Raw genomic sequence first — 23,496 nt, forward strand, 5'->3', positions numbered from 1 at the left:
AAATCGGCATTCGGCGTACGAGCAGCCGTGCAAAGTGCAAGAAAGCAGGCAGTTGGCCTTGCAAAATGCCCTGCCACCCAGGACGTTTGCATTGCGCCTCGGGCGCCGGTCAGAATGCCCGGGCCGGACTTTCCCCAAGGCGCCCACTCAAACGGGTGTATCGCGCTTTCAATCAGCCAGGAGGCTTCATGCGTCTGCTCCCCCTTGCCAGCGTCACCCTGCTTTCGGTTCTCTGCGCCCAGGCCTTTGCCGCCAAGCTCGAAGACACCGCGCCCTACCCCAAGGCCGAAGACGGCTTCACCCGCCAGGTCATCCACCTGCCCAAGCAACAGCACGAAGACCGCTACAAGGTCGAGATCCTCGCCGGTAAGACCCTCACCGTGGACTGCAACCTGCAGCGCCTGGGCGGCAAGCTGCTAGAGAAGAACCTCGAAGGCTGGGGTTATCCCTACTACCGCCTGGACCAGGTCAGCGGCCCGATAAGTACGCGGATGGCCTGCCCCGACGGCAAGACCCGCGAGGATTTCGTCCCGGTGACCGGTGACGGCTTCGTCTTGCGCTACAACAGCAAGCTGCCGATCGTGATCTACGCGCCCAAGGACGTGGAAGTGCGCTACCGCCTGTGGAGCGCCGCGGACAAGACAGAAAACGCCCGCCAGGAATAAGCCATCCCCCCAGCCGGAGTGCCTCCCTTGATTACCTGCCATGTCAAATACGTGATCGACCCCTACCAACTGGCCGAGTTCGAAGCCTACTCCAAGGCCTGGATCGCGGTGGTGAGGCGGCTGGGCGGCACCCACCACGGCTATTTCCTGCCCTCCGAAGGTGCCAGCAACATCGCCTACTGCCTGTTCAGCTTTCCTTCCCTGGCGGACTACGAAGCCTACCGCCAGAGCGCCCTCAGTGACCCGGAAAGCGTGGCCCTGGTAGCGGCGGTGGTGCAAAAGCGCTTCATCCTCAGCTACGAACGCAGCTTCATGCGCCCTCTGCTGTCGTAGGAGCCGGCTTGCCGGTGAAGCTTGCATCGCTGTGCCGGACGCCTTCGCTGGCAGGTCTGTTCCTACAAGGCGGCGTTGCTCAGGGCGGCGCGTTCGGCGACGTGGCGCAGGCTGTCAAAGTTGATGTTGGCGCCCGAGTCGATCGCCACCAGGGTCTGGCCGCGGACGCCGCTTTGCGCCACGTATTCCTTGATGCCCGCCACCGCCAGGGCGCCCGAGGGTTCGGTGATGGAGCGGGTATCGTCGTAGATGTCCTTGATCGCCGCACACAGCTGGTCGTTGCTGACGCTGATCACTTGATCCACGTGATGCCGGCAGATCTGGAAACCATGCTCACCGATCTGCGCCACCGCAACGCCGTCGGCAAAGGTTCCCACTTCAGGCAGCACCACCCGCTGCCCTGCCGCCAGGGCCTGTTGCAGACAGTTGGAATGTTCGGACTCGACGCCAACGATGCGGATCTGTGGCCGTAGGTATTTGACATAGGCGGCGATCCCGGCGATCAGCCCGCCACCGCCGACCGGGACGAAGATCGCGTCCAGTTCGCCCTGCTGCTGGCGCAGGATCTCCATGGCCACGGTGCCTTGCCCGGCAATCACATGGGGATCATCAAAGGGTGAAACAAAGGTACTGCCGGTGCGTTGGGCCAGATCCAGGGCATGCTCCAGGGCGAAGGGAAAGCTCTGGCCATGCAGGATCGCCTCGGCGCCGCGGCTGCGCACCCCCAGCACCTTGAGTTCCGGGGTGCTGGCGGGCATCACGATGCTTGCCTTGATCCCCAGTTCCCGCGCCGCCAGCGCCACGCCCTGGGCATGATTGCCGGCGGACGCGGTGACCACTCCGCGCAGCTTCTGCTCCGGGGTGAGGTGCGCCAGGCGGTTGTAGGCGCCACGGATCTTGAAGGAAAAGGTCGGTTGCAGGTCTTCGCGCTTGAGCAGGATCTGATTGCCCAGCCGCTCGGACAGCGCCGGCGCCGCCTGCAACGGCGTACGGATCGCCAGGTCGTAGACCGGCGCCGCAAGAATCATCTTCACGTAGCGCTCCAGCAACGCCATGTCGGCACTGGACTGGGGGGTGGCAGAACGGCTGGGGCGACTCATGGTGGATCTCCTGGCTGTGTACGAAGCCCGGGAGACAGAGAGAAAAAACCCGCCTCCAGGGCGGGTTGGGTGCAGTCGTCAGCAAGCCCGCCAATAAGGAATGGCGGTAATAATGCTTGGCTGGGAACGATATGCAGGGAAAGTCATGGGCTGGAAATTACTCGCGCCAGCAGGGTCCGGTCAACGCTTTTTTCCCGGCCTCCTTGAACGACGACGTCTGCCATTGGGCACCGTGGCTTGAAGCCAAATATACGAAACATATATGATTCGTATATTTCCTCAAGGGAGGCCCCCCATGGGCATCGTCAAGATCTCCGATGAACTGCACGAGCAGATCCGCGTGGCCAGCGCCGCCATGGACCGCTCGATCAATGCCCAGGCCGAGTTCTGGATGAAGATCGGCCTGCTGGCCGAACTCAACCCTCACCTGGCCTACAACGACCTGATCAACAAGCTGTTGCTGAACAAACCCGACCTGCTCAGGGGGCGCGCATGACCCAGGCCCTGATCAAGACCCCGGAACAACTGGCGCTGATGCGCGAAGCCGGGCGGCTGCTGGCCCAGGTGTTCACCTATCTCGACGGTTTTGTCGCCCCCGGCCTGTCCACCCTGGAGCTGGACGCCGCGGTGGAACACCTGATCCGCCATGAACTCAAGGCGCGCCCGGCCAGCAAGGGCCAGTACAACTACCCCTACTGCATCAACACCTCGATCAACGAGGTGGTGTGCCACGGCATGCCCCACCCCAAGGCCGTGCTCAAGGACGGTGACATCATCAATATCGACATCACCCTGGAGAAGAACGGCTACATCGCCGACTCCAGCAAGATGTACCTGATCGGCACTGTCGGGCCCAAGGCCCGGCGCCTGGTGGACACCACGTTCGAGGCCATGTGGGCGGCGATCAAGGTGGTGCGCCCCGGCGCCCGGCTGGGCGATATCGGCCATGCCATCCAGGCCCATGCCGAAGCCAAGGGCTACAGCGTGGTCCGTGAATACTGCGGCCATGGCATCGGCCGGCAGATGCACGAAGAGCCGCAAATCCTCCACTTCGGTCGCCCCGGTACCGGCCTGGAGCTGCGCGAGGGCATGGTCTTCACCATCGAGCCGATGCTCAACCAGGGCAGCGCCCGGGTCCGCGGGCTCAAGGATGGCTGGACCGTGGTCACCCGCGACAACGGCCTCTCGGCCCAGTGGGAACACACGGTGGCGGTGACCCGGGACGGCTTCGAGGTGCTGACCCTGCAACCGCAATGAAGGCCCCTACCAGGCCTGGCCGCGCCGCTTGAGCTCCAGGCGGCGGACAAACTCCTCCAGCACCAGGGCATAGAGATCGTCCTGCAGGTAGGCATCCTCGATGCCGGCGTCGAGGTTGGGGTTGTCGTTGACCTCGATCACCACCACCTTGTCGCCGGACTGCTTGAGATCGACGCCATACAGGCCGTCGCCGATCAGGTTGGCGGTCTTCACCGCCAGATCCACCACCGCCCGGGGCGCTTCGTGGATCGCCAGGGTGCGGCACTCGCCGTTGATGTCCTGGCCCTTGGCCTTGTGGTTGTAGATCTGCCAATGGCCCTTGGACATGAAGTACTGGCAGGCAAAGATCGGTTTGCGGTTGAGCACGCCGATGCGCCAGTCGTACTCGGTGTAGAAGAACTCCTGGGCCAGCAGCAGTACCGAGTGTTCGAACAGCTCGGCGGTGGCTTCCATCAAGGCCTGCTGGCTCTCGACCTTGATCACTCCGCGGGAAAAACAGCCGTCGGGGATCTTCAGCACCAGGGGAAAACCCAGGCGCTCGCCGACCCGCTCGAAATCCTGCGGTCGCTCCTTGTAGAGAATCTCGGTGGCGGGCATGCCCAGTTGATGGCCCTTGAGCAGGTCGCTGAGGTAGACCTTGTTGGTGCAGCGCAGGATCGACGCCGGGTCGTCCATCACCACCAGCCCTTCGCTCTCGGCCTTCTTGGCAAAACGGTAGGTGTGGTTGTCGACGCTGGTGGTCTCGCGGATCAGCAGCGCGTCATATTCGGCCAGCCGCGAATAGTCCTTCTTCTCGATCAGTTCCACATCGATGCCCAGGCCCTTGCCCACGCGAATGAAACTCTCCAGCGCCCGAGGGTTGGAAGGCGGCAGCAGTTCCTGGGGATCATGGAGAATGGCTAAGTCATAACGGGCCACTTGCCGGGAGCGCGGAACCCGCCAGACCTTACGGCTGAAACTGTCCAGGGAGTTGGCGAACTGATCTTCCTGATCTTCGCGCAACTTATGCAGCGCCCCCGACTTGACGCCTTCGATGTGCCAACTGTTAGTTCGCTTGAAATCAACTAACAGGATCGGACAAGGGAAGAGTTCAAACAATTGCCGAGCCAGTTCCTGCAAGGGCTCTATATGAGTTCGACCGAAGTAGAGGGTCAGCGTAAAGCCTTCGGTATCGCGGTAAAGATGATTGCTCAGGGCCTTTTCCAGGCTCTTGTCGAGATCATCCAGGGCCAACCCGTAAAGCGCCTTGCGGGTCAGTTCGCTGATGGTGCGCACCGAGGGAATCACCCGGTGGCCGCGGGCTTCAGCCAATAGCGAGCAATAGTAGCCATGCCCCAGGTACTTGTAGCTGCGGCACAGGTTGATCACCTGGACGCGCTTGCCGGGCGCGCTTTCGCGGCTGTGTTCGAGGTACTCCTGGGCCGTGAGGATGTCGTCGCTGGGAAAGTACGAGGCCCAGTCTTCCTTGCGTTCGACAATAATGATTACCTGGCTTGAGGTTTTGTCCAGCCGGGCAATATTAGTTGAGGAAGTGATTGTCGCCGGCAAACTTTGCCCGGATACTTCTCGCCAATGACCTTGTACCGCTGACATAAAGTTCGCTCTCGCTGAAGAACCTGACCCTTTCTATTAAGCACGAACTTTTTTTGAAGTCTCGTTTCATTACGCAACTTTTACGGCGGTCATATGGATCTTGTCTTTCGCACTGCAACCCTCGAGGACTTGCCGGCGCTGGTGGCGCTGGAAGAGCAATGTTTCACCAGCGACCGGCTGACCCCGCGCAGCTTCCAGTGGATGATCAGCCGCGCCCATGGGCAGCTGCTGGTGGCCGAACAGCAGGCGCAGGTGCTGGGGTATGCCCTGGTGCTGTTTCATCGCGGCACCTCCCTGGCGCGCCTGTATTCCCTGGCCATCGCCGAAAGCGCCCGGGGCCTGGGGCTGGGCAAGCGCCTGCTGCAACGCATGGAGGCCTGTGCCCTGGCGCATGACTGCGCCTACCTGCGCCTGGAGGTACGCACCGACAACCCTGCGGCCATCGCCTTGTACGAGCGCAACGGCTACCGGCGTTTCGCCCTGGTCCCCGACTATTACCAGGACCACGCCGACGCCCTGCGCCTGGAAAAGCGCATCCTCCAGCACCGCGAGACCCGTAGCATCCGCGTGCCCTATTACCAGCAGACCACCGACTTCACCTGCGGCCCCGCCTGCCTGCTGATGGCCATGGGCGCCCTGCAACCTTCACGGCCCCTGGAGCGTCGGGAGGAACTGCAGATCTGGCGTGAAGCCACCACCGTCTTCATGACCTCGGGCCATGGTGGCTGCAGCCCCCAGGGCCTGGCCCTGGCGGCCTGGCGCCGCGGTTTTGCCGTGCGCTTGCAGGTCAACAGCAGCGGGCCGCTATTTCTCAACGGCGTGCGCGACGAACATAAAAAGGACGTCATGCGCCTGGTCCACGATGAGTTCTGCAAGGAACTGGATGCCAGCGAAGTGCAGCAGGTGCTCGGCGGGCCGCTGGACCTGCCCGGCCTGTTGCGTGAAGGCGGCCAGCCCCTGGTGCTGATCAGCAGCTATCGCCTGACCCGCTCCAAGGCGCCGCACTGGGTGATAGTCACCGACTGCGACCAGGACTTCGTCTACCTCCACGACCCGGATGTCGACCACAGCCAGCACCGCCAGCCCCTGGACTGCCAGCACCTGCCGGTGAGTCACGGCGAGTTCGCCAAGATGTGCAGCTTCGGCAGCAGCAAACTGCGCGCCGCGGTGATCCTCTTCCCCGCGCGCGCCCACCCGTAGGAGCCGGCTTGCCGGCGAAGAGGCCCGCAAGCCTTGCGCGGCCCCTGTCGGCGCCTGCAAGGGAGCCCGGGGCTATTGCAGGCCGACTTTGTACAGCGTGCCCTGGTCCTCGTCGGTGAGGATGTAGAGGTAGCCGTCCGGGCCCTGGCGCACATCACGAATACGCGCCTTGAGCCCGCCCAGCAGGCGTTCCTCGTGCTCGACCCGATCACCGTTGAACTGCAGCCGGATCAACTCCTGGCTGGCCAGGGCGCCAATGAATACGTTGTGCTGCCAGGGCTTGAAGCGGTCGCTGTCATAGAAGGCCATGCCGCTGATGCCGGGGGACTTCTCCCACACATGGTGCGGCGCCACGGTGCCGGGCGCGGTCTGGCCCACGGCCTCGGGGATCGGCTGGCCGGAATAGTTGATGCCGTGGGTCGCCAGAGGCCAGCCGTAGTTCTTGCCGCGCTCGATGATATTGATCTCGTCGCCACCCTTGGGCCCGTGTTCGTTCTCCCAGAGGGTGCCGCTCCAGGGGTTGAGCGCCGCCCCCTGGGGGTTGCGGTGGCCGTAGCTCCAGATCTCCGGGCGCACCCCGGCCTGGCCGACGAAAGGGTTGTCATCCGGCACCCGACCATCCGGGTACAGGCGCACGATCTTGCCCTGGAGCTTGTCCAGATCCTGGGCGGTGGGCCGGTCGTTGTTTTCTCCCAGGGTCACGAACAGGTAGCCGTCGCGGTCGAACACCAGCCGCGAACCGAAGTGATTGCCCGTGGACAGCTTGGGTTCCTGCCGGAAGATCACCTGGAAATCCTTGAGCCCGCTCAGGTCATCGCTCAAACGGCCACGGCCCACGGCGGTGCCGGCAGTCCCGCCCGCGCCGCCACCTTCGGCATAGGACAGATACACCATGCGGTCCTGCTTGAAGTCCGGCGACAGCGCCACATCCAGCAAGCCGCCCTGGCCCTTGGCCCAGACCTTGGGCACCCCGCTCAGGGGCGCCGAAAGCTTGCCGTCCGCGCCGACCAGCCGCAGGTTGCCCGGGCGCTCGGTCACCAGAATGCCCTGGCGGTCCGGCAGGAATGCCAGGGCCCAGGGATGGTCAAGGCCGGCAGCCACCGGAGTCAGGTTCAGCGTGCCCTGTTCACTGGGAAAAGCCTGGGGTGTGGCGGCCATGGCGGGCACGGCACTGCCCAGCAAGACGCTGGAGCACAAGGTGGCGATAAGGGTTTTACGCAACATGCTCGCTTCCTTTTGTCGATCGAGAAAATCCTCGGTAGCAGGTTTCGCACCTGCCGCCAGGGTGGCAGGACAGTGCTTCAGCGCCGGTTGCCGGGATCGCTGTCGCGGGGGCTTTGCACCCGGGGATCAGGGTTGGGTCGCTGCACCCCGCCACGCGGGTAGCCATTGCCGATGCCACCGTTCTCAAGGGTTGGCGGGCGACCGGTCGGAGCGGTGCTGGGGCCGCGCACGGGCGGGCTGCTGGGCTGGGTGCCCTGCATGCTGTTGGGGTTGGCGCGACGGATGGGGTTGCTGTAGGGGTCGTTGTTGCCGCTGCTGGGCAGGTTCTGCGCCAATTGCAGAGGGTGTTGATGGGTGGGAGGTGCTTTAGGAGCGCCAGCCCAGGCCGCGCCGCTGGTCCAGACCAGCGCGATGAGTGCGGCAAGCCCGCGAGCCAGACCGTTCATGAAAAGCCTCCTGAGGAGCGACAAGGTATCGAATTCGATTCCACGCTACGCCCAGGGTTCGGCTTTGTTAACTAAATAATCCTTCAGAACATGTAACACCCGGTATCCACGGTGCCTTCATCTGCAAGCGCTGGCTGGCCTGCGAACGGGCCCTTTGGCCATGCCTCTGGCTCAAGGATGCGTTCGCCGGCAAGCCCGCTCCTACACCGCGGGGGAGCAACGTCAGATGTAGATGAACAGCAACAGCAGTGCAGCGAAGATCGCCCACTTTTCCAGGTAGTAGCGCGCGCGGTTGCGCTTTTTCAGTTCTTTGCCCCGCAAGCGGATCTTGTACAGCTTGTTGAAGGCACGGTTCAGGCCACCGGTCTTGTCGCCGGCATCGTTGGGCGCGCCGGCGGCGGACATCACGGTACGGCTGAACCAGCCATTGAACGCAGCGGCCCAGCGGTACTTCATCGGCCGCTCGACATCGCAGAACAGAATGATGCGGTTCTGCTCGGTGGTGTTTTCCGCGTAGTGAATGTAGGTCTCGTCGAACATCACCGCTTCGCCGTCGCGCCAGTGATAACGCTCACCGTCGACCTCGATGAAGCAGCCTTCGTTGTTCGGCGTGGAAAGACCCAGGTGGTAGCGATATGAACCGGCATAAGGGTCGCGGTGACGAACCAGGCGCGAACCAGGCGGCAGCTCGGCGAACATCGCAGCCTTGATTGAACCGATGCTCTGCACCAGCTCGGTGGTGCGTGGGCACAGCTTCATCGCCGAAGGGTGGCTGTCGCCGTACCACTTCAGGTAGAAGCGTTTCCAGCCGGTCTTGAAGAAGGAGTTGAAACCCACATCGTTGTACTGGTCCGAGCGCTTGATCTCGCCGGCCTGTAGCAGGCTCTGGCCTTCGGCACGGATCTCTTCCCAGTGTTCCTGCAGCTTGTTCATCTCCGGGAAGTCGGCCGGGTCCAGGTACGGCCGGTTGGGGTACTTGGAGAACAGATAGAGGAAGCAGTTGATGGGCGCCAGGAAGGTCGAGTGATCGCTGAGCTGGCGGCCCAGTTTATGGCGCACGCGCCCCCGCAGGTGTACGTACGCAATGGATAAAACGTATACAGCGGCAATGATGAGTTTCACGGAAATCGTCACACGTCAGAAGAGAACATGCTGCGCCTCTGAAAGCCCGGAAGGCCAAAGGCAAATTGCAGCGTCTGAGTTGAAAAAAGCGTAACCGGCGACGCTCTTCGTCGCAGGTTCGACCCTCGGCATCTGGCCGTCGGCTGGCATTTTAGCCACAGTTTGTAACCAATGGTTAACTCATATTTGTTAAAAGCTGCGCTCCTTTCGTTGAAAGATGCGGGTATTGCGCCGGCTGTTGATTCAGCTCAACAAAAGCCGCTCGGTGCCGGTAGCGACCCGCAAGTGACTGTGTTGCCAGGCCTTGCCGAGGTATCCTGCGCGCCGCTGCCCTCTCCTCTTCGGCAAGGATTCCCGACTTGATCGACCCCAATCTCCCACCAACCCTGGTGCTGCTGCCGGGCATGGATGGCACCGGCACCCTGTTCGAACCGCTGCTCCAGGCCCTGGGCCAGCATTGGCCGGTACAGGTCTTGCATTATCCCGGCGATCAGCCCCTGGGCTACCCGGCCCTGGTGGAGCGAGTGATGGCGCAATTGCCGACGAACCGGCGATTCATCCTGTTGGGCGAGTCCTTTTCCGGCCCGGTGGCGGTGAGCGTGGCCGCCCGCAATCCCGAAGGGCTGATGGGCCTGGTGCTGTGCAGCAGCTTTGTACGCAATCCGCGCCCGCGCCTTGCGCCTTTGCAGCCCCTGCTCAAGGTTCTGCCGGTGCAGCGCCTGCCGTTCTGGCCCATGGATGCCCTGCTGCTGGGCGGCTTTTCCACCCCGGCACTGCGTCAGGCACTGGCGGCGGCGATCGCCCAGGTGGCGCCGCAGGTACTGCAGGCCCGGTTGCAGGCGGTGATCGCCGTGGATGTACGCCAGGCCCTGGCTGCCAGCCGGGTGCCGCTGCTGTACCTGCGGGCCCGCCAGGATCGCCTGGTGCCCCCATCGGCTTCGGCCCTGGTCCGGCAGCTGCGCAGCGACGCCCGGCTGGTGGAGATCGAGGCGCCCCACTGCCTGCTCCAGGCCGCGCCGGCCGCGGCAGCGGCGCAATTGCAGCACTTCCTGAACGACCTGCTGGAAGCGGCTGCCATGCCCGTCAGGGGTTGAACATCGTCTGCCCGCGCTAAAATCCCTGCCCCTGTGTCATACAACTGCTCGTTTACATATGCGACAATGCGCGCAAATTTCAACATGCACCCCGCACTCTTCGCTCAGCAACCTGGCCTCTTGGCCGGAATGTTGCGCTCGACGTACGCCCGCTGGCTCAGTTCCACACCCATACCGGTCCGACCTGGAAGGCTCCAGATCGCGCCCTGTGGATTTAAGGTCGGCGCTAAAACATTGGTAGGTAAGTAATTGATCTCCACAGCTAACATCACCATGCAGTTCGGCGCCAAGCCGCTGTTCGAGAACGTTTCGGTCAAGTTCAACGGCGGCAACCGCTACGGTCTGATCGGCGCCAACGGTTGCGGCAAGTCGACCTTCATGAAAATCCTCGGTGGCGACCTCGAGCCGTCCGGCGGCCAGGTCATGCTGGAACCGAACGTGCGCCTGGGCAAGCTGCGCCAGGACCAGTTCGCCTACGAAGAATTCACCGTGATCGACACCGTGATCATGGGCCACGAGGAGCTGTGGAAGGTCAAGGCCGAGCGCGATCGCATCTACTCGCTGCCGGAAATGACCGAAGAAGACGGCATGGCCGTGGCCGAGCTGGAAACCGAATTCGCCGAGATGGACGGCTACACCGCCGAGTCCCGCGCCGGTGAGCTGCTGCTGGGCCTGGGCATTCCCCTGGAACAGCATTTCGGCCCGATGACCGAAGTCGCGCCAGGCTGGAAACTGCGAGTTCTGCTGGCCCAGGCGCTGTTCTCCGATCCGGAAGTGCTGCTGCTGGACGAACCGACCAACCACCTGGACATCAACACCATCCGCTGGCTGGAAAACATTCTCACGGCGCGTAACAGCACCATGATCATCATTTCCCACGACCGGCACTTCCTGAACAGCGTCTGCACCCACATGGCCGACCTGGACTACGGCGAGCTGCGCCTGTTCCCGGGCAACTACGACGAGTACATGATCGCCGCGACCCAGTCCCGCGAGCAGTTGCTGTCGGACAACGCCAAGAAGAAAGCCCAGATCGCCGAGCTGCAGACCTTCGTCAGCCGCTTCTCGGCCAACGCCTCGAAAGCCAAGCAGGCCACGTCCCGGGCCAAGCAGATCGACAAGATCCAGCTGGCCGAAGTCAAGCCGTCGAGCCGCGTCAGCCCGTTCATCCGCTTCGAACAGACCAAGAAACTGCACCGCCAGGCGGTGACCCTGGAGCGCATGTCCAAGGGTTTCGACGGCAAGACCCTGTTCCAGAACTTCAGCTTCACCGTCGAGGCCGGCGAGCGCGTAGCGATCATCGGCCCCAACGGCATCGGCAAGACCACTCTGCTGCGCACCCTGGTGGGCGAGCTGACCCCGGACGCCGGCACAGTGAAGTGGACCGAAAGCGCGGAGCTGGGCTACTACGCCCAGGACCACGCCCATGACTTCGAAGACGACGTCAGCCTGTTCGACTGGATGGGCCAGTGGACCCAGGGCGAACAGATGATCCGCGGCACCCTGGGCCGGATGCTGTTCTCCAACGACGAGATCCTCAAGTCGGTGAAGGTGATTTCCGGTGGTGAGCAAGGCCGCATGCTGTTCGGCAAGCTGATCCTGCAAAAGCCCAACGTGCTGGTGATGGACGAACCGACCAACCACCTGGACATGGAATCCATCGAGGCGCTGAACCTGGCCCTGGAAAACTACCCGGGCACCCTGATCTTCGTCAGCCACGACCGTGAGTTCGTATCGTCCCTGGCCACCCGCATCATCGAGTTGAGCCCAAGCGGCGTGACCGACTTCAGCGGCACCTACGACGACTACCTGCGCAGCCAGGGCGTGATGTTCTAAAGACAGCGGCAAGCGGTAAGCGACAACAAAAAAGCCCCGTCCAGTGTGACGGGGCTTTTTTGTATGCCCCCTTCGCTCGCAGGTGCCGGCTTGCCGACGAAAAGGCCCGCCAGCCTTGCATCACCCGGCGGGCGCCTTCGCTGGCAAGCCAGTTCCTGCACGAACCCACAGGCCTCTGTAGGAGCCGGCTTGCCGGCGAAGAGACCCGCAAGACTTGTACCGCTCCTGCCAGCGCCTACCGGGTGCGGGGAATAGATAGTTAGCCTGCTTTCTTTTATGTTCACGGCACGCGATGATGCAGGCCTCTAACCGCCGCCCGCGAACGAGCCTTCATGCCCGAGCCACAAACGCCCGCTCAAAGCTCCATGGCGATCACCCTGCAGATCGTCTCCATCGTCTTCTATACCTTTATCGCCTTCCTTTGCATCGGCCTGCCGATCGCGGTGTTGCCAGGTTATGTCCACGAACAGCTGGGCTTCAGCGCGGTGGTCGCCGGGCTGACCATTGGCGCGCAATACCTGGCCACCCTGCTCAGCCGGCCCATGGCCGGGCGCATGTCGGACACCGTGGGCACCAAGCGTTCGATCATCTACGGCTTGCTGGGGATTCTGCTCAGCGGGGTGCTGACCCTGGTTTCGGTGCTGCTCGTCCAGTGGCCACTGCTGAGCCTCGCCGTGCTGCTGGGCGGGCGCCTGCTGCTGGGGGTGGCCCAGGGCCTGATCGGGGTCGGCACCATCAGTTGGTGCATGGGCCAGGTCGGCGCGGAGCACACCGCGCGGTCTATCTCCTGGAATGGCATTGCCTCCTACGGCGCTATCGCCATTGGTGCACCGTTGGGGGTGGTGATGGTCCAGCAATACGGTTTCGTCAGCCTCGGCATCGCCTTGTCGAGCCTGGCGATCCTGGCGTTGCTGCTGATCCGCAACAAGCCTTCGGTGCCGGTGATTCGCGGCGAGCGCCTGCCGTTCTGGGCCGTGTTCGGGCGCATTGCGCCCTTTGGCGCCAGCCTGAGCCTGGCCTCCATCGGCTACGGCACCCTGACCACCTTCATCACCTTGTTCTACCTCAGCCGCGGCTGGACCGGCGCGGCCTATTGCCTGACGGTGTTCGGCGTGTGCTTTATCTTTTCGCGGCTGCTGTTCATCTCCTGCATCAGCCGTTTCGGCGGCTTTCGTTCGGCCATCGCCTGCATGTGCGTCGAAACCCTGGGCCTGGCCCTGCTGTGGCTGGCGCCCTCCACCGGCTGGGCCCTGGTGGGGGCCGGGTTGACCGGCTTCGGCCTGTCGCTGGTGTACCCGGCCCTGGGAGTGGAGGCCATCAAGCAAGTGCCCAACAGCAGCCGTGGCGCAGGCTTGAGCGCCTATGCGGTGTTTTTCGACCTGGCACTGGCCATCGCCGGGCCGTTGATGGGCGCGGTGGCGTTGAACCTGGGGTATTCGTGGATTTTCTTCTGCGCCGCCCTGCTCTCGCTGACCGGCCTGGGCCTGACCCTGATGCTCAAGCGCCGGGCCGGCGCCTGAGTCATTGATCGGCGGTCTGCATCCCGGCCCGGCTTGGCCGACCCAGGGTATGGGCGAAGAAGTTGCCGGCTTCGAGAATCAGGTTGCGGTGGATGTCTTCACGGTCGACGCCGTCGGCATCGGTGCACAGCGCCGGCATCGCGGCCATCTGCTGTGCGGAACAAGGCGCCATGAACACGAAATGCCCGGCGCCGGCCAGCAGCTTGAAGTCCGGGGCCACCGGCAGTTTGCGCGCCAGGGCCGCGGCGTTCTTGTCCAGCGCCACCAACTGGTCGCCATCACCACTGTAGAGCAGCACCGGCACATGCACCCCGGCCAGGGTCTGGCGGCCGAACTTGAGGCTCAGGGGGGCCAGCAGCATCAAGGCATGCACCCGGGGGTCGGCCACCGGTTGCAGGTCGTCGCGGTCGACGATCAGTTCGCCCTGGGTGTTGCAGGCATCCCGGTCATTGGGGCGCTCCTGGCAGTAGCGCCGCAAGCGGTCCAGGTCCGGCGTGGCGCCGGAGAGAATCAACGCAGTCTCGCCACCGGCGGAATAGCCGATCACCCCCACCTGGTCGGCATTGACGAAGGGCGACAGCATCGGGTCGCCGAGGGTTGCGGTGATGGCTTCGGAAATCTGGATCGGCCGCCCGTACAGATTGCTCAGGGTACCCAGACGGCTGTGGTCCTTGGAGTTGTCGCCGGGGTGAATCACCGCCACCACGACAAAGCCCTTGCGTGCCAGAGAGGTGGCCAGGTCATGCAGGGCCAGAGGGGTGCCGGTGTTACCGTGGGACAGCATCAGCATCGGGAAGCGGCCGATGGCGATCTTGGCATCCCGCGAAGCCGCGATCTGATAGCCCTCAAGCTGGCTGCCGTGCTCGATACCGGTGGATGGGTAGAAGGCGATGGCGCGCATCGGTTGCCGGTCCAGGGGGTCGAGAAAACTCATCTCGTGAAAGCCCACGCTCCAGTGCGGATGCGGCCCAGGGGCGGCCTGCACCGAAAGCAGGCTGCTGAGCAGGCAGATCAGTAACATTGCACAAAGACGTTTCATCGCACGCCCACCTTTGCCGCCGGATCGAGAAAGCCGTTCTCCCCTGCCATCCCTTGCCGCCAAGGCCTTGCAGCTGTACCACGCCGTAGCCAGGGATGCACAAGCCGGGAGCCTTGCTCCGTGTCTTGCATAACCCGGGCCAGAAACCCTGAACACCACAATAAAAAAACTCCGCACCCTGCCCACTTCATGCGGTGAGCAGAATACAGAGTTTAGTGGCCCTTGCCGTGCAGCAAAGGCTCTTTACACAAGCCTTACGCGGCAGCGAAGAGTTGCTGGCTGATCTGCGCCTGGGCGTCGCTCATGGCTTTGCTGCGTACTTCCTCGCCGTAGGCCAGGCCATGGGCGCGAACGAATTCGACATCGGTGATGCCGAAGAAGCCGAACAGCACTTTCAGGTAGTCCTCGTGAGCCACCCCAGTGGCCTGGCCCACGTGCAGGCCGCCGGAAGTGGACACCACAATCACTTTCTTGCCGCCGCACAGGCCTTGCGGGCCGGCTTCGGTGTAGCGAAAGGTCTCGCCAGCCACGGCGATGCGGTCGATCCAGGCCTTGAGTTGGGTGGGAATGGTGAAGTTGTACATCGGCGCGGCGACTACCACGGTATCGGCAGCCTTGAATTCGGCCAGGGCCTGAGCGCTGAGCAGGGCCTCATGCTTCTGCGCGGCGTCACGCAGCTCCGCGGCGGTTCCGGCAGCCACCAGGGTGGCGGCGGAGAAGTGGCTGATGGCGTCATTGGCCAGGTCGCGGTAGGTCACCACGGTGGCCGGATGAGCGGCTTTCCAGGCCTCGACCACGCTGTGGCTGAGCTGACGGGAGGCCGAGTTGTCACCAAGAATGCTGGAATCGATATGCAAGAGTTTCATCTGGGATCTCCAAGTGAGGACCGCCACTGGGCGATCGGATGTGGGCAATCCTACAGATGAAACCAATAGCTGATTAGCCGGCATAAATGCGATAGTTCGTCCCATCAGCAGGACAATCGAGCGAAAAATCATCATGCAAGACCTCAACGACCTCTATTACTTCGCCAAGGTGGTGGAAGCCGGTGGCTTCGCCGCCGCCGGACGCCTGCTGGGCATTCCCAAATCGCGGCTGTCACGGCGTATCGCCGAGCTTGAAGAACGCCTCAACGCCCGGCTGCTGCAACGCACCACCCGGCAACTGAGCCTGACTGCCGTGGGCGAGCGTTACCTGCGCCACTGCCAGGCCATGCTGCTGGAAGCGGAGATGGCCGACGAAGCCGTGGCCAGCATGGCCAGCGAACCCCGGGGGCGCCTGCGGGTGTCGAGCCCGGTGGGCCTGGCCCACGAACTGCTGACACCGCTGGTCAGCAGCTTTCTGGAGAAGTACCCCCAGGTGCAGCTGGAAATGCTCCTGCTCAACCGCCGTGTCGACCTGATCAACGAGGGTGTGGACGTCGCCCTGCGGGTGCGTGAGCTGGGCGACGAAGACCCGCTGCTGGTGACCCGGCGCCTGCGCCGGGCCCAGACGGCGATCGTGGCGACCCCAGACTTCCTCCGGCAGTACCCGGTGGAGCATCCGGAAGACCTGCGGCGCGTGCCGATTCTCGGCGCCCTGGAGGCCGACCGCCTGGTGCACCTGCGCCTGCTCGACCAGCAAGGCCAGGCCTGCGACCTGGCCCTGGAGGCACGCCTGGGCATCGACGACTTCATCGTGCGCCGTGCCTGTGCCCTCGCCGGCCAGGGCTGCACTGTGCTGCCCATGCTGTATTGCGAGGAGGAACTGGCCAGCGGCCAGTTGGTGCAGATGCTGCCGCAATGGGCATTGCCCGGCGGCTGGCTGCAGGCCGTGTATCCTCACCGCCGGGGTGTGATGCCGGCCGTGCGCGCCTGGATCGAGCACCTGAGTGAATCCTTCGAACGCTGCGGAGAACGACTGCTGTGAAAGCTCGAACCTTGAATGAAGAGCAAGTGGCGCAATTCTGCCTGGGCCTGCCGGGTGCGCGGGAAGACTACAAGTGGGGCGGTGTGCGGGTGTTCTCGATTGCCGGCAACAAGATGTTCGCCGTGCAGCACCTGCGGGGCGACTCGCTGGCCTTCAAGGTCGATCAGGAGCTGTTTCTCGGCCATGTCGACCGCCCGGGCATTGCGCCGGCGCCCTACCTGGCCCGGGCGCACTGGATCATCATGAACACCCCCTACCCCCTGGGCGCCTCGGAGCTCGAGGCGCTGCTGCAGCGCTCTCACCAGTTGGTGGTGAGCAAGCTGCCCAAGCGGGTTCAGGTGGGTTTGCTGCTCTAGAACAGGCTCAGCAGGCTGCTTTCCAGGAACAGCCGGTCGATCCAGAACACCTGGTGCAAGGCCACGATCAGCCAGAACACCAACTGGTAGGAGACCTTGCGGGTCTTGTGGCGCAACAGCTGCTGGGCCAGCAAGGCCCCGGGCCAGCCACCGGCCAGTTCCAGGGCATGCAGGACGTTCTCCGGGGTGCGCCGGCCCTCGGCCTGGGCCCGGCGCTTGTCGTGCCAGTAGACCAGGAAGGCCAGCAGGCTGACCGCGCCATAGGCGATCAGGGGAATGAGCGAAATCCCCTTCCACCACAGCGACAGCGAACCGAACAGCGGCAACCCGCACAGCAGGACGAACGCCAGCAGCTTGGCCCGGGGATGCTGGAGCCGCGCAGCACTGGCCGAGGGCGCCGGGCGCCGGGCCGTACTCATGGCTTGGCCGCCGTCCAGTCGACCCAGCCGAACTGCCAGGTCGCCAGGATCAACAGGCCGAAGGCAATGCGATACCAGGCGAAGGCCGCGTAGCTGTGGCTGGCGATGAACTTCAGCAGGCCCTTGACCGCGATCATGGCGAAGACAAAGGCGGTGACGAAGCCGATGGCGAACACCGGGAAGTCATCGGGCTGGAACAGATGGCGGTACTTGTAGCCTGAATACACCGCGGCGCCGACCATGGTGGGCATGGCCAGGAAGAACGAAAACTCGGTGGCGGTCTTGCGCGACAGGCCGAACAGCAGACCGCCGATGATGGTGGAGCCCGAGCGCGAGGTGCCCGGGATCATCGCCAGGCACTGGGCGCAGCCGACCTTGAGCGCGTCCTTCCAGGTGATGTCGTCCACTGTCTCGGCATGCACCTGGTGCTGCCGGCGCTCGGCCCACAGCATGATGAGGCCGCCGACCACCAGGGCCGTGGCCACGGTAATGGGGTTGAACAGGTAGGCATGGATCAGGTCGGCGAAGATCACCCCCAGCACCACCGCCGGCAGGAAGGCGATCAACAGGTTGATCGTGAAGCGCTGGGCCTTGGGCTGGGTCGGCAGGCCGATCACCACATCGAGGATCTTGCGGCGAAATTCCCAGACAACCGCAAGGATCGCCCCCAACTGGATAATGATGTTGAAGGCCATCGCCCGCTCGCCGCCAAAGTCGAGCAAGTCGGCCACAATGATCTGGTGTCCGGTGCTGCTGATGGGTAAAAACTCGGTCAGGCCTTCGACAATCCCGAGTATCAATGCCTGTGCGGCGGTCCAAAGATCCATCAATTCCCCCATGAGGCGATGCTCGTGGCATGCCTCTTTTTAATTGGTCAAAGCATTTGCTGCGTCGAGCGTAGCCGAGAAATCGGCGCTCGTAAGATCAACACAAGCCCATGAAAATTATGTGAAAAGTTCAGAAAGGTTCAGGTTTTCGGCAAAGGCGCCGAAATCCTAGCAGACAGGCGCAAAACACGCCGCGATGTTATTGGACTTCCGTAGGGTTGGCGTTGGAAGGCCAGCGTGCTTGGATGCTCCGGGCCTTTTATGACAAGAACAAGAATCTGGAGTGACCGGATGATGAATAGCTTACGCAAGATGTCCATCAGTCAGCGCCTGTGGCTGATCCTGATCGTGGCGGTGCTGACCCTGGTGACCCTGGGCGTGATGATGCTCAAGCAGATTCATGGGGACCTGTACCTGGCCAAGGCGCAGAAGACCCAGCACGTGGTGCAGACCGCCGCCGGCGTACTGAATTACTACCAGGGCCTGGAAGCCGCCGGCAGCCTGACCCGCGACCAGGCGCAGAAGCAGGCGCTGCAGGTGATTCGCGGGCTGCGCTACAACCAGAATGACTACTTCTGGATCAACGACCTGACGCCGGTGATGATCATGCACCCGGCCAACCCCAAGCTCGACGGGCAGAACCTGGCCGCGGTCAAGGACCCGGACGGTTTCGAGGTGTTCAACGAGATGGTGACCCTGGCCAAGGCCAAGGGCGGCGGCATGGTGGACTACCGCTGGCCCAAGCCCGGCGCCGAACAACCGGTCCAGAAGACCTCCTACATCCAGCTGTTCCAGCCCTGGGGCTGGATCATCGGCTCCGGAGTCTATATCGACGACCTGCAGGACGAGTTCTACGCCCAGGTACTGCGCGCCTCCTCCATCGGCCTGGTGATTGCCCTGCTGATGGCCGCCCTGGTGGTGCTGATCGTGCGCAGCATTGTCAGCCCGCTGCGCGAAACGGTGCACGCCATGGCCAACATCGCCAGCGGCGAAAGCGACCTGACCCGCAGCCTCGACACCCACGGCCAGGACGAGGTCACCGAACTGGCCCGGCACTTCAACGGCTTTACCGCCAAGTTGCGCGGTGTGGTGATGCAGCTGCAATCCAGCGCCGCAGCCCTGGAACAGTCCTCCAGCGAACTGGGTAGCAACGCCAACGACGCCCAGGAGCGCAGCCAGCAGCAATCCCAGCAGATGGAACAGGTGGCGGCCGCCATCAGCCAGGTCACCAGCGCAGTCCAGGATGTGGCGCGCAACGCCGAGCATGCCGCCACCGAGGTGCGCGAGGCCGAGGCCCAGGCCCAGCAGGGCCAGGTCAACATCGACGGCAGCTTGCAGCAGATCGACCAGCTTTCGGTGACCATCGACCAGGCGGTGGAAGTGATCCGCACCCTGGCGGCGGAAAGCACCCAGATCGGCACGGTGCTGGAGGTGATCCGCTCGATTGCCGAACAGACCAACCTGCTGGCCCTGAACGCTGCCATCGAGGCGGCCCGGGCTGGGGAGCAAGGGCGCGGCTTTGCCGTGGTGGCCGACGAAGTGCGCCTGCTGGCCCAGCGTACCCAGCAGTCCACTGCGGAAATCCAGGGCATGATCGAGCGCCTGCAAAACCACTCCGAAGCGGCGGTCAAGGTCATCGGCGATAGCAGCCGAGCCTCGCAACTGACCATCGAGCAGGCCGGGCTGGCCGGCGCCAGCCTCAACGCCATCGGCCAGGCACTGCGCAACCTCAACGGCCTGAACGCGACGATTGCCAGCGCCACCCTGGAACAGGCCCATGTGGTGGAAGACATCAACCACAACGTCGGCCAGGCAGCCGGCCTGTCCCAGGGCACGGCCCTGGCGGCCCAGCACTCCAGCGCCGCCAGCCGCCACCTCAAGGAGCTGTCGGAGCAACTCAACGGCCTGTTGCGCCAGTTCCGCGTCTGACCCCTCACTGAACCCAAGGCCCCGGACTGACGCCCGGGGCCGACTCTGGGTACAATCGCCCCCCTCCTCCATTTCCCCAAGGAACCGCCATGTCCGGGCTTGAACTGTTTGCCGCCGCCCTCGGCGTGATCGCCGTCTGGCTGACGGTCAAACAGAACCCCTGGTGCTGGCCCATCGGCCTGGTCATGGTGCTGCTGTACAGCTGGATCTTCTACGAGGTCAAGCTCTATTCCGACATGCTCCTGCAGGTGGTCTACGCGGTGCTGCAGCTCTATGGCTGGTGGCAGTGGACCCGGGGCGGCGAACAGCACCAGGGGCGGCCGGTCAGCCAGTTGCAGTCCAGCGGCCTGCTACAGGGGCTGGCCCTGGGCGCAATGGGCAGCCTGCTGCTGGGGGCTGCCATGGCCCACTGGACCGACGCCGCGCAGCCCTGGCTGGACGCCGCCTTGACCGCCTTCAGCCTGGTGGCGCAGTGGTGGATGGCGCAGAAGCGCGTGCAATGCTGGCCGCTGTGGATTGCCGTGGACGTGATTTTCGTCGGGCTGTTCGTCTACAAGGAGCTCTACCTGACGGCGGCGCTGTATGCCCTGTTCACCCTGCTGGCCGTCCAGGGCTGGCGAGCCTGGCGCGCCGACCCGGCCCTGCAGTCGTGAAGGTCCTGGTACTGACCGGCCCCGAATCCAGCGGCAAGAGCTGGCTGGCGAGCGAGCTGCAAGCCCACTTCGGTGGCATCCAGGTGGGCGAATACGTGCGCCACTTCATCGAGCAGCAGGGCCGCGACACCTGCCTGGCGGACATTCCCGAGATCGCCCGGGGCCAGCTCGCCTGGGAAGATCAGACCCGCGCCCAGCAACCTGGACTGCTGATTCTCGATACCCACCTGTTAAGCAACCAACTCTGGAGCCAGACCCTGTTCGGCGACTGCCCGCCGTGGCTGGAACCCCAACTGCTGGCCCGCCACTACGACCTGCACCTGCTGCTGTCGCCGGAAGATGTGGCCTGGAGCGACGACGGCCAGCGCTGCCAGCCACAACTGGCAGAACGCCTGGCGTTCTTCGAGGCTACCCGCCATTGGCTGGAGCAACACCGCCAGCCGTACCGCATCATTGGCGGCGACTGGCAAGCCCGCCGGCAACAGGCCTTCGAGCAGGTCCGGCAACTGCTGCAAGCGTGATAGGTGCAGTGCCGCAGGACCACAAGTGTCCATCCCTGAAACACCTGCCTGGCCATCAGGCCGCCATTTTCCGCGGTGGCGCCCACGGCCGGGCAAACTGTTAAGCCCCTGATACACCCCCGCAGCAACCCCTGTTCCAGAGCGTTGCCCCGGTTATGGCCAATGGCCGTCGGGGGTAGGTGTCTCATCCCTGAAACAGTCCCGAAAGCCGACGCCCCGCAGCGTTCGCAAGCCGTTGAATCTTAAAAAGAAACAAAAAGCGGCACGGCTTCTGCTCTCTTCCTCGCAACGCCGGCTAGGGCCAGCACTGAGAAGAAGGAATACCGCCGTGGGGACGCTGAATAAAAGTTTCACCCGCCTACTGCTGATCGGCTGCGCCGTCAGCGCGGTGTACAGCCTTCCGGTGATGGCTGCGGGGAATGGCGAAATCATTATCCAGCGCACCGTCCAGGCGCAGCCCATCGGCCGCGCACCTTTGCAAAAAGACCCCAACCCCATCGAGGTCAACACCAACCCGTCGGTCCTGGTCAATCAGATGACCAGTAATGAAATGAGCGATGGCGACTTTGCCGGAATCAAGACCGGAGCGCTGGTCCGCGGCACGGTGCTGTCCGGCAGCGCCGGTGTACCCGGCATGAATGTGCTGACCAACAACAACGGCCTGCCCGGCATGTCCGCCGGCCATGGCGGCGGTGCGGGCGCCAGCATCTCCAACTCGATCAACCGCAGCATCAGCTCCGGCATGGCTCCCTTGAGCAACATTGGAGGGCAATAACATGAGTCGCTCCCTGCTGTTCCTCGCCTTGCTGACCTGCACCGGGGCCATGGCCGACTCGGCCAGCCCAGTCACCGCTACCTCGAACATCCAGAACTCCGGCGCAGGCTATACCGGCAACTTCAACGTCAACCAGGCCGCCGGCGACCAGCAGCAACAGACCAACGTACGGGCCATTGCCATCGGCACCAACGCCACGGCAACCACCAGCGTGACCCAGAAGATCACCACCGCCGCCAGCCGCGCGGTCAACGCCAGCAGCACCATCGGCGGCAACTCTTTCAGCAACGGCAACGGCGCACTGGGCGTGAACCAGTCGGCCGGGGCCAACAACCAGATGGCCAATGCCCTGCGGATCAGCATCAGTGCCAATCCGCAAAGCATTGACGACAGCGCCCTGTCGCAACAGAACGTGGCGCTGTTACCAGACTCAGGAGCAACTGGCACTCAACAAGGCAGCCGCCAGGTCGTTACCAGCGACCAGGCCTTCACCGGCAGCCGTGGAGTGATTCAGGTGAACCAGAGTGCCGGGGTGGGGAACCGAATGGCTAACACCCTGAGCATCCGGGTCGCAGATTGACCCCTCGTAGTGCAATTAGAAAGTACCAACACTTAACCAACTAATAAGCACCGGAGAAACACCATGAAACCTACAATGGCTCTCAAACCACTGGTTTTCGCACTGGCCGCCGTCATGGCAATGGCTGCTCAGGCAGGTGGTAACGATCATGGTAACAACGGCGGTCATGGCAACGGCCATGGCGATCACGATCAAGGTCCGGACCTCAGCACTCTGCTGCAAATCACCGCTGGAGCCGGTGCCGCAGTCATCGACGTGCAGAACAGCAACACCAACGTAGTGAAAAACCAGGGCACCAACAACAACGCCAAGGCCGACAACTCCCTGAACAACTCCAACGGCAACATGGGTGCCAACGTCGCCGCCGGCGACGGCAACCAACAAGACAATGCCGCTGCCCTGGCAACCGCTGACGAAAGCTTCATCTTCGGCAGTGCCGTGGCCGCTTCCAGCGCCACCCAGGTCAACAACAACAACTACGTGAAAAACTCCTCGACTCAGAACAACGCCGTGCTCAACAACTCCGGCAACAACGGTTCCGGCAACATCGGCATCAACGTGACCGCCGGCGACTTCAACCAACAGAAAAACAACCTGGCCATTGCCGTTTCCGGTGGCCGCGTAGCCACTGCCGCTGCTTCGGCCAACCAGCAATCGACCAACCTGGTCGTAGACAACAAAGGTGTCCAGGCCTACAAAAAAGACACCCTCACTGGCGGCTTCGTAGCCTCTGGCACCTACAAAGGCACCGGCAGCGGCAAAATCGAAGGTGGCGACGATCATGGCAGCGGCCATGGCTATGGCGACAACAAAGGCCACGGCAACGACGATCAGAAACTCACCTTCAAAGAACAAGGCACTATCGAACTGGCTGGCTACTGGACCCAGCAAGTGCTGACCAAAGACGGCTGGAAAAACCCAGTGGTCAACAACGCCAGCATGACCAACTCGATGAACGGCTTCTCCGGCAACGGCGGCGCCAACGTCTCGGCCGGTGTGGGCAACCAACAAAGCAACTCGCTGTCCATCGCCGCTGGCTGCAAAGCCTGCATGTAATCGCGATCGTAACGAAAGCCCCGGAAACGGGGCTTTTCCACAG

General features: G+C 63.3%; 25 protein-coding genes and 1 pseudogene. 17 read left to right on the top strand and 9 right to left on the bottom strand.

Features of this window, described 5'->3' with window-relative positions; genetic code table 11:
* The first annotated feature begins 188 nt into the window (after positions 1–188).
* Together eco and F6S12_RS05000 are read left to right on the top strand one after the other, a co-directional pair.
* Positions 189–665: a serine protease inhibitor ecotin gene (gene eco / locus F6S12_RS04995; RefSeq protein WP_011061383.1), complete on the top strand. Its 477-nt coding sequence runs from the start codon at positions 189–191 to the stop codon at positions 663–665.
* 27 nt (positions 666–692) lie between these two features.
* Entirely contained in the window at positions 693–998 is a 306-nt protein-coding gene (locus tag F6S12_RS05000; RefSeq protein WP_011061384.1) for an NIPSNAP family protein, read from the top strand.
* 62 nt (positions 999–1,060) lie between these two features.
* On the opposite strand, the gene ilvA is transcribed toward F6S12_RS05000, so the two are convergent.
* Complete coding sequence (ilvA, locus tag F6S12_RS05005; RefSeq protein ID WP_077934158.1) at positions 1,061–2,098, bottom strand: threonine ammonia-lyase, biosynthetic; 1,038 nt, start codon at positions 2,096–2,098, stop codon at positions 1,061–1,063.
* A gap of 295 nt (positions 2,099–2,393) precedes the next feature.
* Between ilvA and F6S12_RS05010 the strand changes: the two genes are divergently transcribed.
* Together F6S12_RS05010 and map are read left to right on the top strand one after the other, a co-directional pair.
* Complete coding sequence (locus tag F6S12_RS05010) at positions 2,394–2,594, top strand: ParD-like family protein (RefSeq protein ID WP_011061386.1); 201 nt, start codon at positions 2,394–2,396, stop codon at positions 2,592–2,594.
* Positions 2,591–3,355 (top strand): type I methionyl aminopeptidase, encoded by a 765-nt coding sequence (map, locus tag F6S12_RS05015; protein WP_011061387.1) that lies wholly within the window; start codon positions 2,591–2,593, stop codon positions 3,353–3,355. The genes F6S12_RS05010 and map overlap by 4 nt, the downstream gene beginning before the upstream one ends.
* A 6-nt stretch (positions 3,356–3,361) precedes the next feature.
* On the opposite strand, the gene F6S12_RS05020 is transcribed toward map, so the two are convergent.
* The gene (locus F6S12_RS05020) at positions 3,362–4,948 is read right to left on the bottom strand and encodes a RimK family alpha-L-glutamate ligase (protein ID WP_015635682.1); all 1,587 of its coding nucleotides are present in this window, start codon (positions 4,946–4,948) and stop codon (positions 3,362–3,364) included.
* 93 nt (positions 4,949–5,041) lie between these two features.
* On the opposite strand from F6S12_RS05020, the gene F6S12_RS05025 reads away from it, so the two are divergent.
* Positions 5,042–6,148 carry a GNAT family N-acetyltransferase/peptidase C39 family protein gene (locus F6S12_RS05025; RefSeq protein WP_015635683.1) on the top strand — a complete coding sequence of 369 codons (1,107 nt, stop codon included), beginning with the start codon at positions 5,042–5,044 and terminating at the stop codon, positions 6,146–6,148.
* A gap of 72 nt (positions 6,149–6,220) precedes the next feature.
* Here F6S12_RS05025 and F6S12_RS05030 read toward each other — a convergent pair whose 3' ends face one another.
* From F6S12_RS05030 to lpxO, 3 genes are all read right to left on the bottom strand, one after another.
* Positions 6,221–7,372, bottom strand: coding sequence for a PQQ-dependent sugar dehydrogenase (locus tag F6S12_RS05030; RefSeq protein WP_065364102.1), 1,152 nt, complete (start codon positions 7,370–7,372; stop codon positions 6,221–6,223).
* Positions 7,373–7,449: 77 nt separating this feature from the next.
* Positions 7,450–7,818, bottom strand: coding sequence for a hypothetical protein (locus F6S12_RS05035; protein ID WP_077934159.1), 369 nt, complete (start codon positions 7,816–7,818; stop codon positions 7,450–7,452).
* A 222-nt stretch (positions 7,819–8,040) separates the two neighbouring features.
* Positions 8,041–8,940, bottom strand: a complete 900-nt coding sequence (gene lpxO, locus F6S12_RS05040; protein WP_077934160.1) for a lipid A hydroxylase LpxO — start codon at positions 8,938–8,940, stop codon at positions 8,041–8,043.
* A gap of 359 nt (positions 8,941–9,299) precedes the next feature.
* Between lpxO and F6S12_RS05045 the strand changes: the two genes are divergently transcribed.
* From F6S12_RS05045 to F6S12_RS05055, 3 genes are all read left to right on the top strand, one after another.
* Positions 9,300–10,034, top strand: coding sequence for an alpha/beta fold hydrolase (locus F6S12_RS05045; RefSeq protein WP_053158645.1), 735 nt, complete (start codon positions 9,300–9,302; stop codon positions 10,032–10,034).
* 249 nt (positions 10,035–10,283) lie between these two features.
* A complete protein-coding gene (locus tag F6S12_RS05050) occupies positions 10,284–11,870 on the top strand; it encodes an ABC-F family ATPase (protein WP_011061394.1) in 1,587 nt (528 codons plus the stop codon).
* 332 nt (positions 11,871–12,202) lie between these two features.
* On the top strand, positions 12,203–13,390 hold the full coding sequence (locus tag F6S12_RS05055; protein WP_161467127.1) for an MFS transporter: 1,188 nt from the start codon (positions 12,203–12,205) through the stop codon (positions 13,388–13,390).
* Position 13,391: 1 nt separating this feature from the next.
* On the opposite strand, the gene F6S12_RS05060 is transcribed toward F6S12_RS05055, so the two are convergent.
* Both F6S12_RS05060 and F6S12_RS05065 read right to left on the bottom strand, forming a co-directional pair.
* Positions 13,392–14,429: an alpha/beta hydrolase family protein gene (locus F6S12_RS05060; protein WP_011061396.1), complete on the bottom strand. Its 1,038-nt coding sequence runs from the start codon at positions 14,427–14,429 to the stop codon at positions 13,392–13,394.
* A 254-nt stretch (positions 14,430–14,683) separates the two neighbouring features.
* Positions 14,684–15,295 carry an FMN-dependent NADH-azoreductase gene (locus tag F6S12_RS05065; protein WP_053151749.1) on the bottom strand — a complete coding sequence of 204 codons (612 nt, stop codon included), beginning with the start codon at positions 15,293–15,295 and terminating at the stop codon, positions 14,684–14,686.
* Between the two features lie 133 nt (positions 15,296–15,428).
* On the opposite strand from F6S12_RS05065, the gene F6S12_RS05070 reads away from it, so the two are divergent.
* Both F6S12_RS05070 and F6S12_RS05075 read left to right on the top strand, forming a co-directional pair.
* The gene (locus F6S12_RS05070; RefSeq protein ID WP_152686225.1) at positions 15,429–16,337 is read left to right on the top strand and encodes a LysR substrate-binding domain-containing protein; all 909 of its coding nucleotides are present in this window, start codon (positions 15,429–15,431) and stop codon (positions 16,335–16,337) included.
* 11 nt (positions 16,338–16,348) lie between these two features.
* The gene (locus F6S12_RS05075; protein WP_169891849.1) at positions 16,349–16,693 is read left to right on the top strand and encodes an MmcQ/YjbR family DNA-binding protein; all 345 of its coding nucleotides are present in this window, start codon (positions 16,349–16,351) and stop codon (positions 16,691–16,693) included.
* On the opposite strand, the gene F6S12_RS05080 is transcribed toward F6S12_RS05075, so the two are convergent.
* Together F6S12_RS05080 and F6S12_RS05085 are read right to left on the bottom strand one after the other, a co-directional pair.
* Positions 16,690–17,112 carry a DUF1294 domain-containing protein gene (locus F6S12_RS05080; protein WP_065364105.1) on the bottom strand — a complete coding sequence of 141 codons (423 nt, stop codon included), beginning with the start codon at positions 17,110–17,112 and terminating at the stop codon, positions 16,690–16,692. The two genes, F6S12_RS05075 and F6S12_RS05080, sit on opposite strands and share 4 nt — an antisense overlap.
* The gene (locus F6S12_RS05085; RefSeq protein WP_011061401.1) at positions 17,109–17,939 is read right to left on the bottom strand and encodes an undecaprenyl-diphosphate phosphatase; all 831 of its coding nucleotides are present in this window, start codon (positions 17,937–17,939) and stop codon (positions 17,109–17,111) included. The genes F6S12_RS05080 and F6S12_RS05085 overlap by 4 nt, the downstream gene beginning before the upstream one ends.
* Positions 17,940–18,323: 384 nt before the next feature.
* Here F6S12_RS05085 and F6S12_RS33715 point away from each other — a divergent pair.
* The 7 genes and pseudogenes from F6S12_RS33715 to F6S12_RS05115 form a co-directional block, all read left to right on the top strand.
* Positions 18,324–19,010: pseudogene (locus F6S12_RS33715) on the top strand (cache domain-containing protein); the annotation flags it as partial.
* Positions 19,011–19,133: 123 nt separating this feature from the next.
* Positions 19,134–19,868: a methyl-accepting chemotaxis protein gene (locus F6S12_RS33720; RefSeq protein ID WP_370059502.1), complete on the top strand. Its 735-nt coding sequence runs from the start codon at positions 19,134–19,136 to the stop codon at positions 19,866–19,868.
* Positions 19,869–19,957: 89 nt separating this feature from the next.
* The gene (gene pnuC, locus F6S12_RS05095) at positions 19,958–20,521 is read left to right on the top strand and encodes a nicotinamide riboside transporter PnuC (RefSeq protein WP_011061403.1); all 564 of its coding nucleotides are present in this window, start codon (positions 19,958–19,960) and stop codon (positions 20,519–20,521) included.
* Positions 20,518–21,042: an AAA family ATPase gene (locus F6S12_RS05100; protein WP_169891594.1), complete on the top strand. Its 525-nt coding sequence runs from the start codon at positions 20,518–20,520 to the stop codon at positions 21,040–21,042. The genes pnuC and F6S12_RS05100 overlap by 4 nt, the downstream gene beginning before the upstream one ends.
* A gap of 328 nt (positions 21,043–21,370) precedes the next feature.
* Positions 21,371–21,817 (top strand): hypothetical protein, encoded by a 447-nt coding sequence (locus F6S12_RS05105; RefSeq protein WP_152686226.1) that lies wholly within the window; start codon positions 21,371–21,373, stop codon positions 21,815–21,817.
* A 1-nt stretch (position 21,818) separates the two neighbouring features.
* Complete coding sequence (locus F6S12_RS05110; protein ID WP_053151751.1) at positions 21,819–22,397, top strand: hypothetical protein; 579 nt, start codon at positions 21,819–21,821, stop codon at positions 22,395–22,397.
* Positions 22,398–22,460: 63 nt separating this feature from the next.
* Complete coding sequence (locus F6S12_RS05115; RefSeq protein WP_041118295.1) at positions 22,461–23,453, top strand: hypothetical protein; 993 nt, start codon at positions 22,461–22,463, stop codon at positions 23,451–23,453.
* Positions 23,454–23,496 lie beyond the last annotated feature (43 nt).

It is taken from the genome of Pseudomonas sp. JV245A (assembly GCF_032424515.1).
GTDB lineage: Bacteria > Pseudomonadota > Gammaproteobacteria > Pseudomonadales > Pseudomonadaceae > Aquipseudomonas > Aquipseudomonas protegens.

What these genes read in the sequence shown, in the direction of transcription:
- F6S12_RS05070 (WP_152686225.1), top strand. Translation starts at nt 15,429, where the DNA reads ATGCAAGACCTCAACGACCTCTATTACTTCGCCAAGGTGGTGGAAGCC.
- F6S12_RS05055 (WP_161467127.1), top strand. Translation starts at nt 12,203, where the DNA reads ATGCCCGAGCCACAAACGCCCGCTCAAAGCTCCATGGCGATCACCCTG.
- ilvA (WP_077934158.1), bottom strand. Translation starts at nt 2,098, where the DNA reads ATGAGTCGCCCCAGCCGTTCTGCCACCCCCCAGTCCAGTGCCGACATG.
- F6S12_RS05080 (WP_065364105.1), bottom strand. Translation starts at nt 17,112, where the DNA reads ATGAGTACGGCCCGGCGCCCGGCGCCCTCGGCCAGTGCTGCGCGGCTC.
- F6S12_RS05115 (WP_041118295.1), top strand. Translation starts at nt 22,461, where the DNA reads ATGAAACCTACAATGGCTCTCAAACCACTGGTTTTCGCACTGGCCGCC.
- F6S12_RS05065 (WP_053151749.1), bottom strand. Translation starts at nt 15,295, where the DNA reads ATGAAACTCTTGCATATCGATTCCAGCATTCTTGGTGACAACTCGGCC.
- F6S12_RS05110 (WP_053151751.1), top strand. Translation starts at nt 21,819, where the DNA reads ATGAGTCGCTCCCTGCTGTTCCTCGCCTTGCTGACCTGCACCGGGGCC.
- F6S12_RS05035 (WP_077934159.1), bottom strand. Translation starts at nt 7,818, where the DNA reads ATGAACGGTCTGGCTCGCGGGCTTGCCGCACTCATCGCGCTGGTCTGG.
- map (WP_011061387.1), top strand. Translation starts at nt 2,591, where the DNA reads ATGACCCAGGCCCTGATCAAGACCCCGGAACAACTGGCGCTGATGCGC.
- F6S12_RS05060 (WP_011061396.1), bottom strand. Translation starts at nt 14,429, where the DNA reads ATGAAACGTCTTTGTGCAATGTTACTGATCTGCCTGCTCAGCAGCCTG.
- F6S12_RS33720 (WP_370059502.1), top strand. Translation starts at nt 19,134, where the DNA reads ATGGAACAGGTGGCGGCCGCCATCAGCCAGGTCACCAGCGCAGTCCAG.
- F6S12_RS05025 (WP_015635683.1), top strand. Translation starts at nt 5,042, where the DNA reads ATGGATCTTGTCTTTCGCACTGCAACCCTCGAGGACTTGCCGGCGCTG.
- pnuC (WP_011061403.1), top strand. Translation starts at nt 19,958, where the DNA reads ATGTCCGGGCTTGAACTGTTTGCCGCCGCCCTCGGCGTGATCGCCGTC.
- F6S12_RS05010 (WP_011061386.1), top strand. Translation starts at nt 2,394, where the DNA reads ATGGGCATCGTCAAGATCTCCGATGAACTGCACGAGCAGATCCGCGTG.
- F6S12_RS05020 (WP_015635682.1), bottom strand. Translation starts at nt 4,948, where the DNA reads ATGTCAGCGGTACAAGGTCATTGGCGAGAAGTATCCGGGCAAAGTTTG.
- F6S12_RS05085 (WP_011061401.1), bottom strand. Translation starts at nt 17,939, where the DNA reads ATGGATCTTTGGACCGCCGCACAGGCATTGATACTCGGGATTGTCGAA.
- eco (WP_011061383.1), top strand. Translation starts at nt 189, where the DNA reads ATGCGTCTGCTCCCCCTTGCCAGCGTCACCCTGCTTTCGGTTCTCTGC.
- F6S12_RS05030 (WP_065364102.1), bottom strand. Translation starts at nt 7,372, where the DNA reads ATGTTGCGTAAAACCCTTATCGCCACCTTGTGCTCCAGCGTCTTGCTG.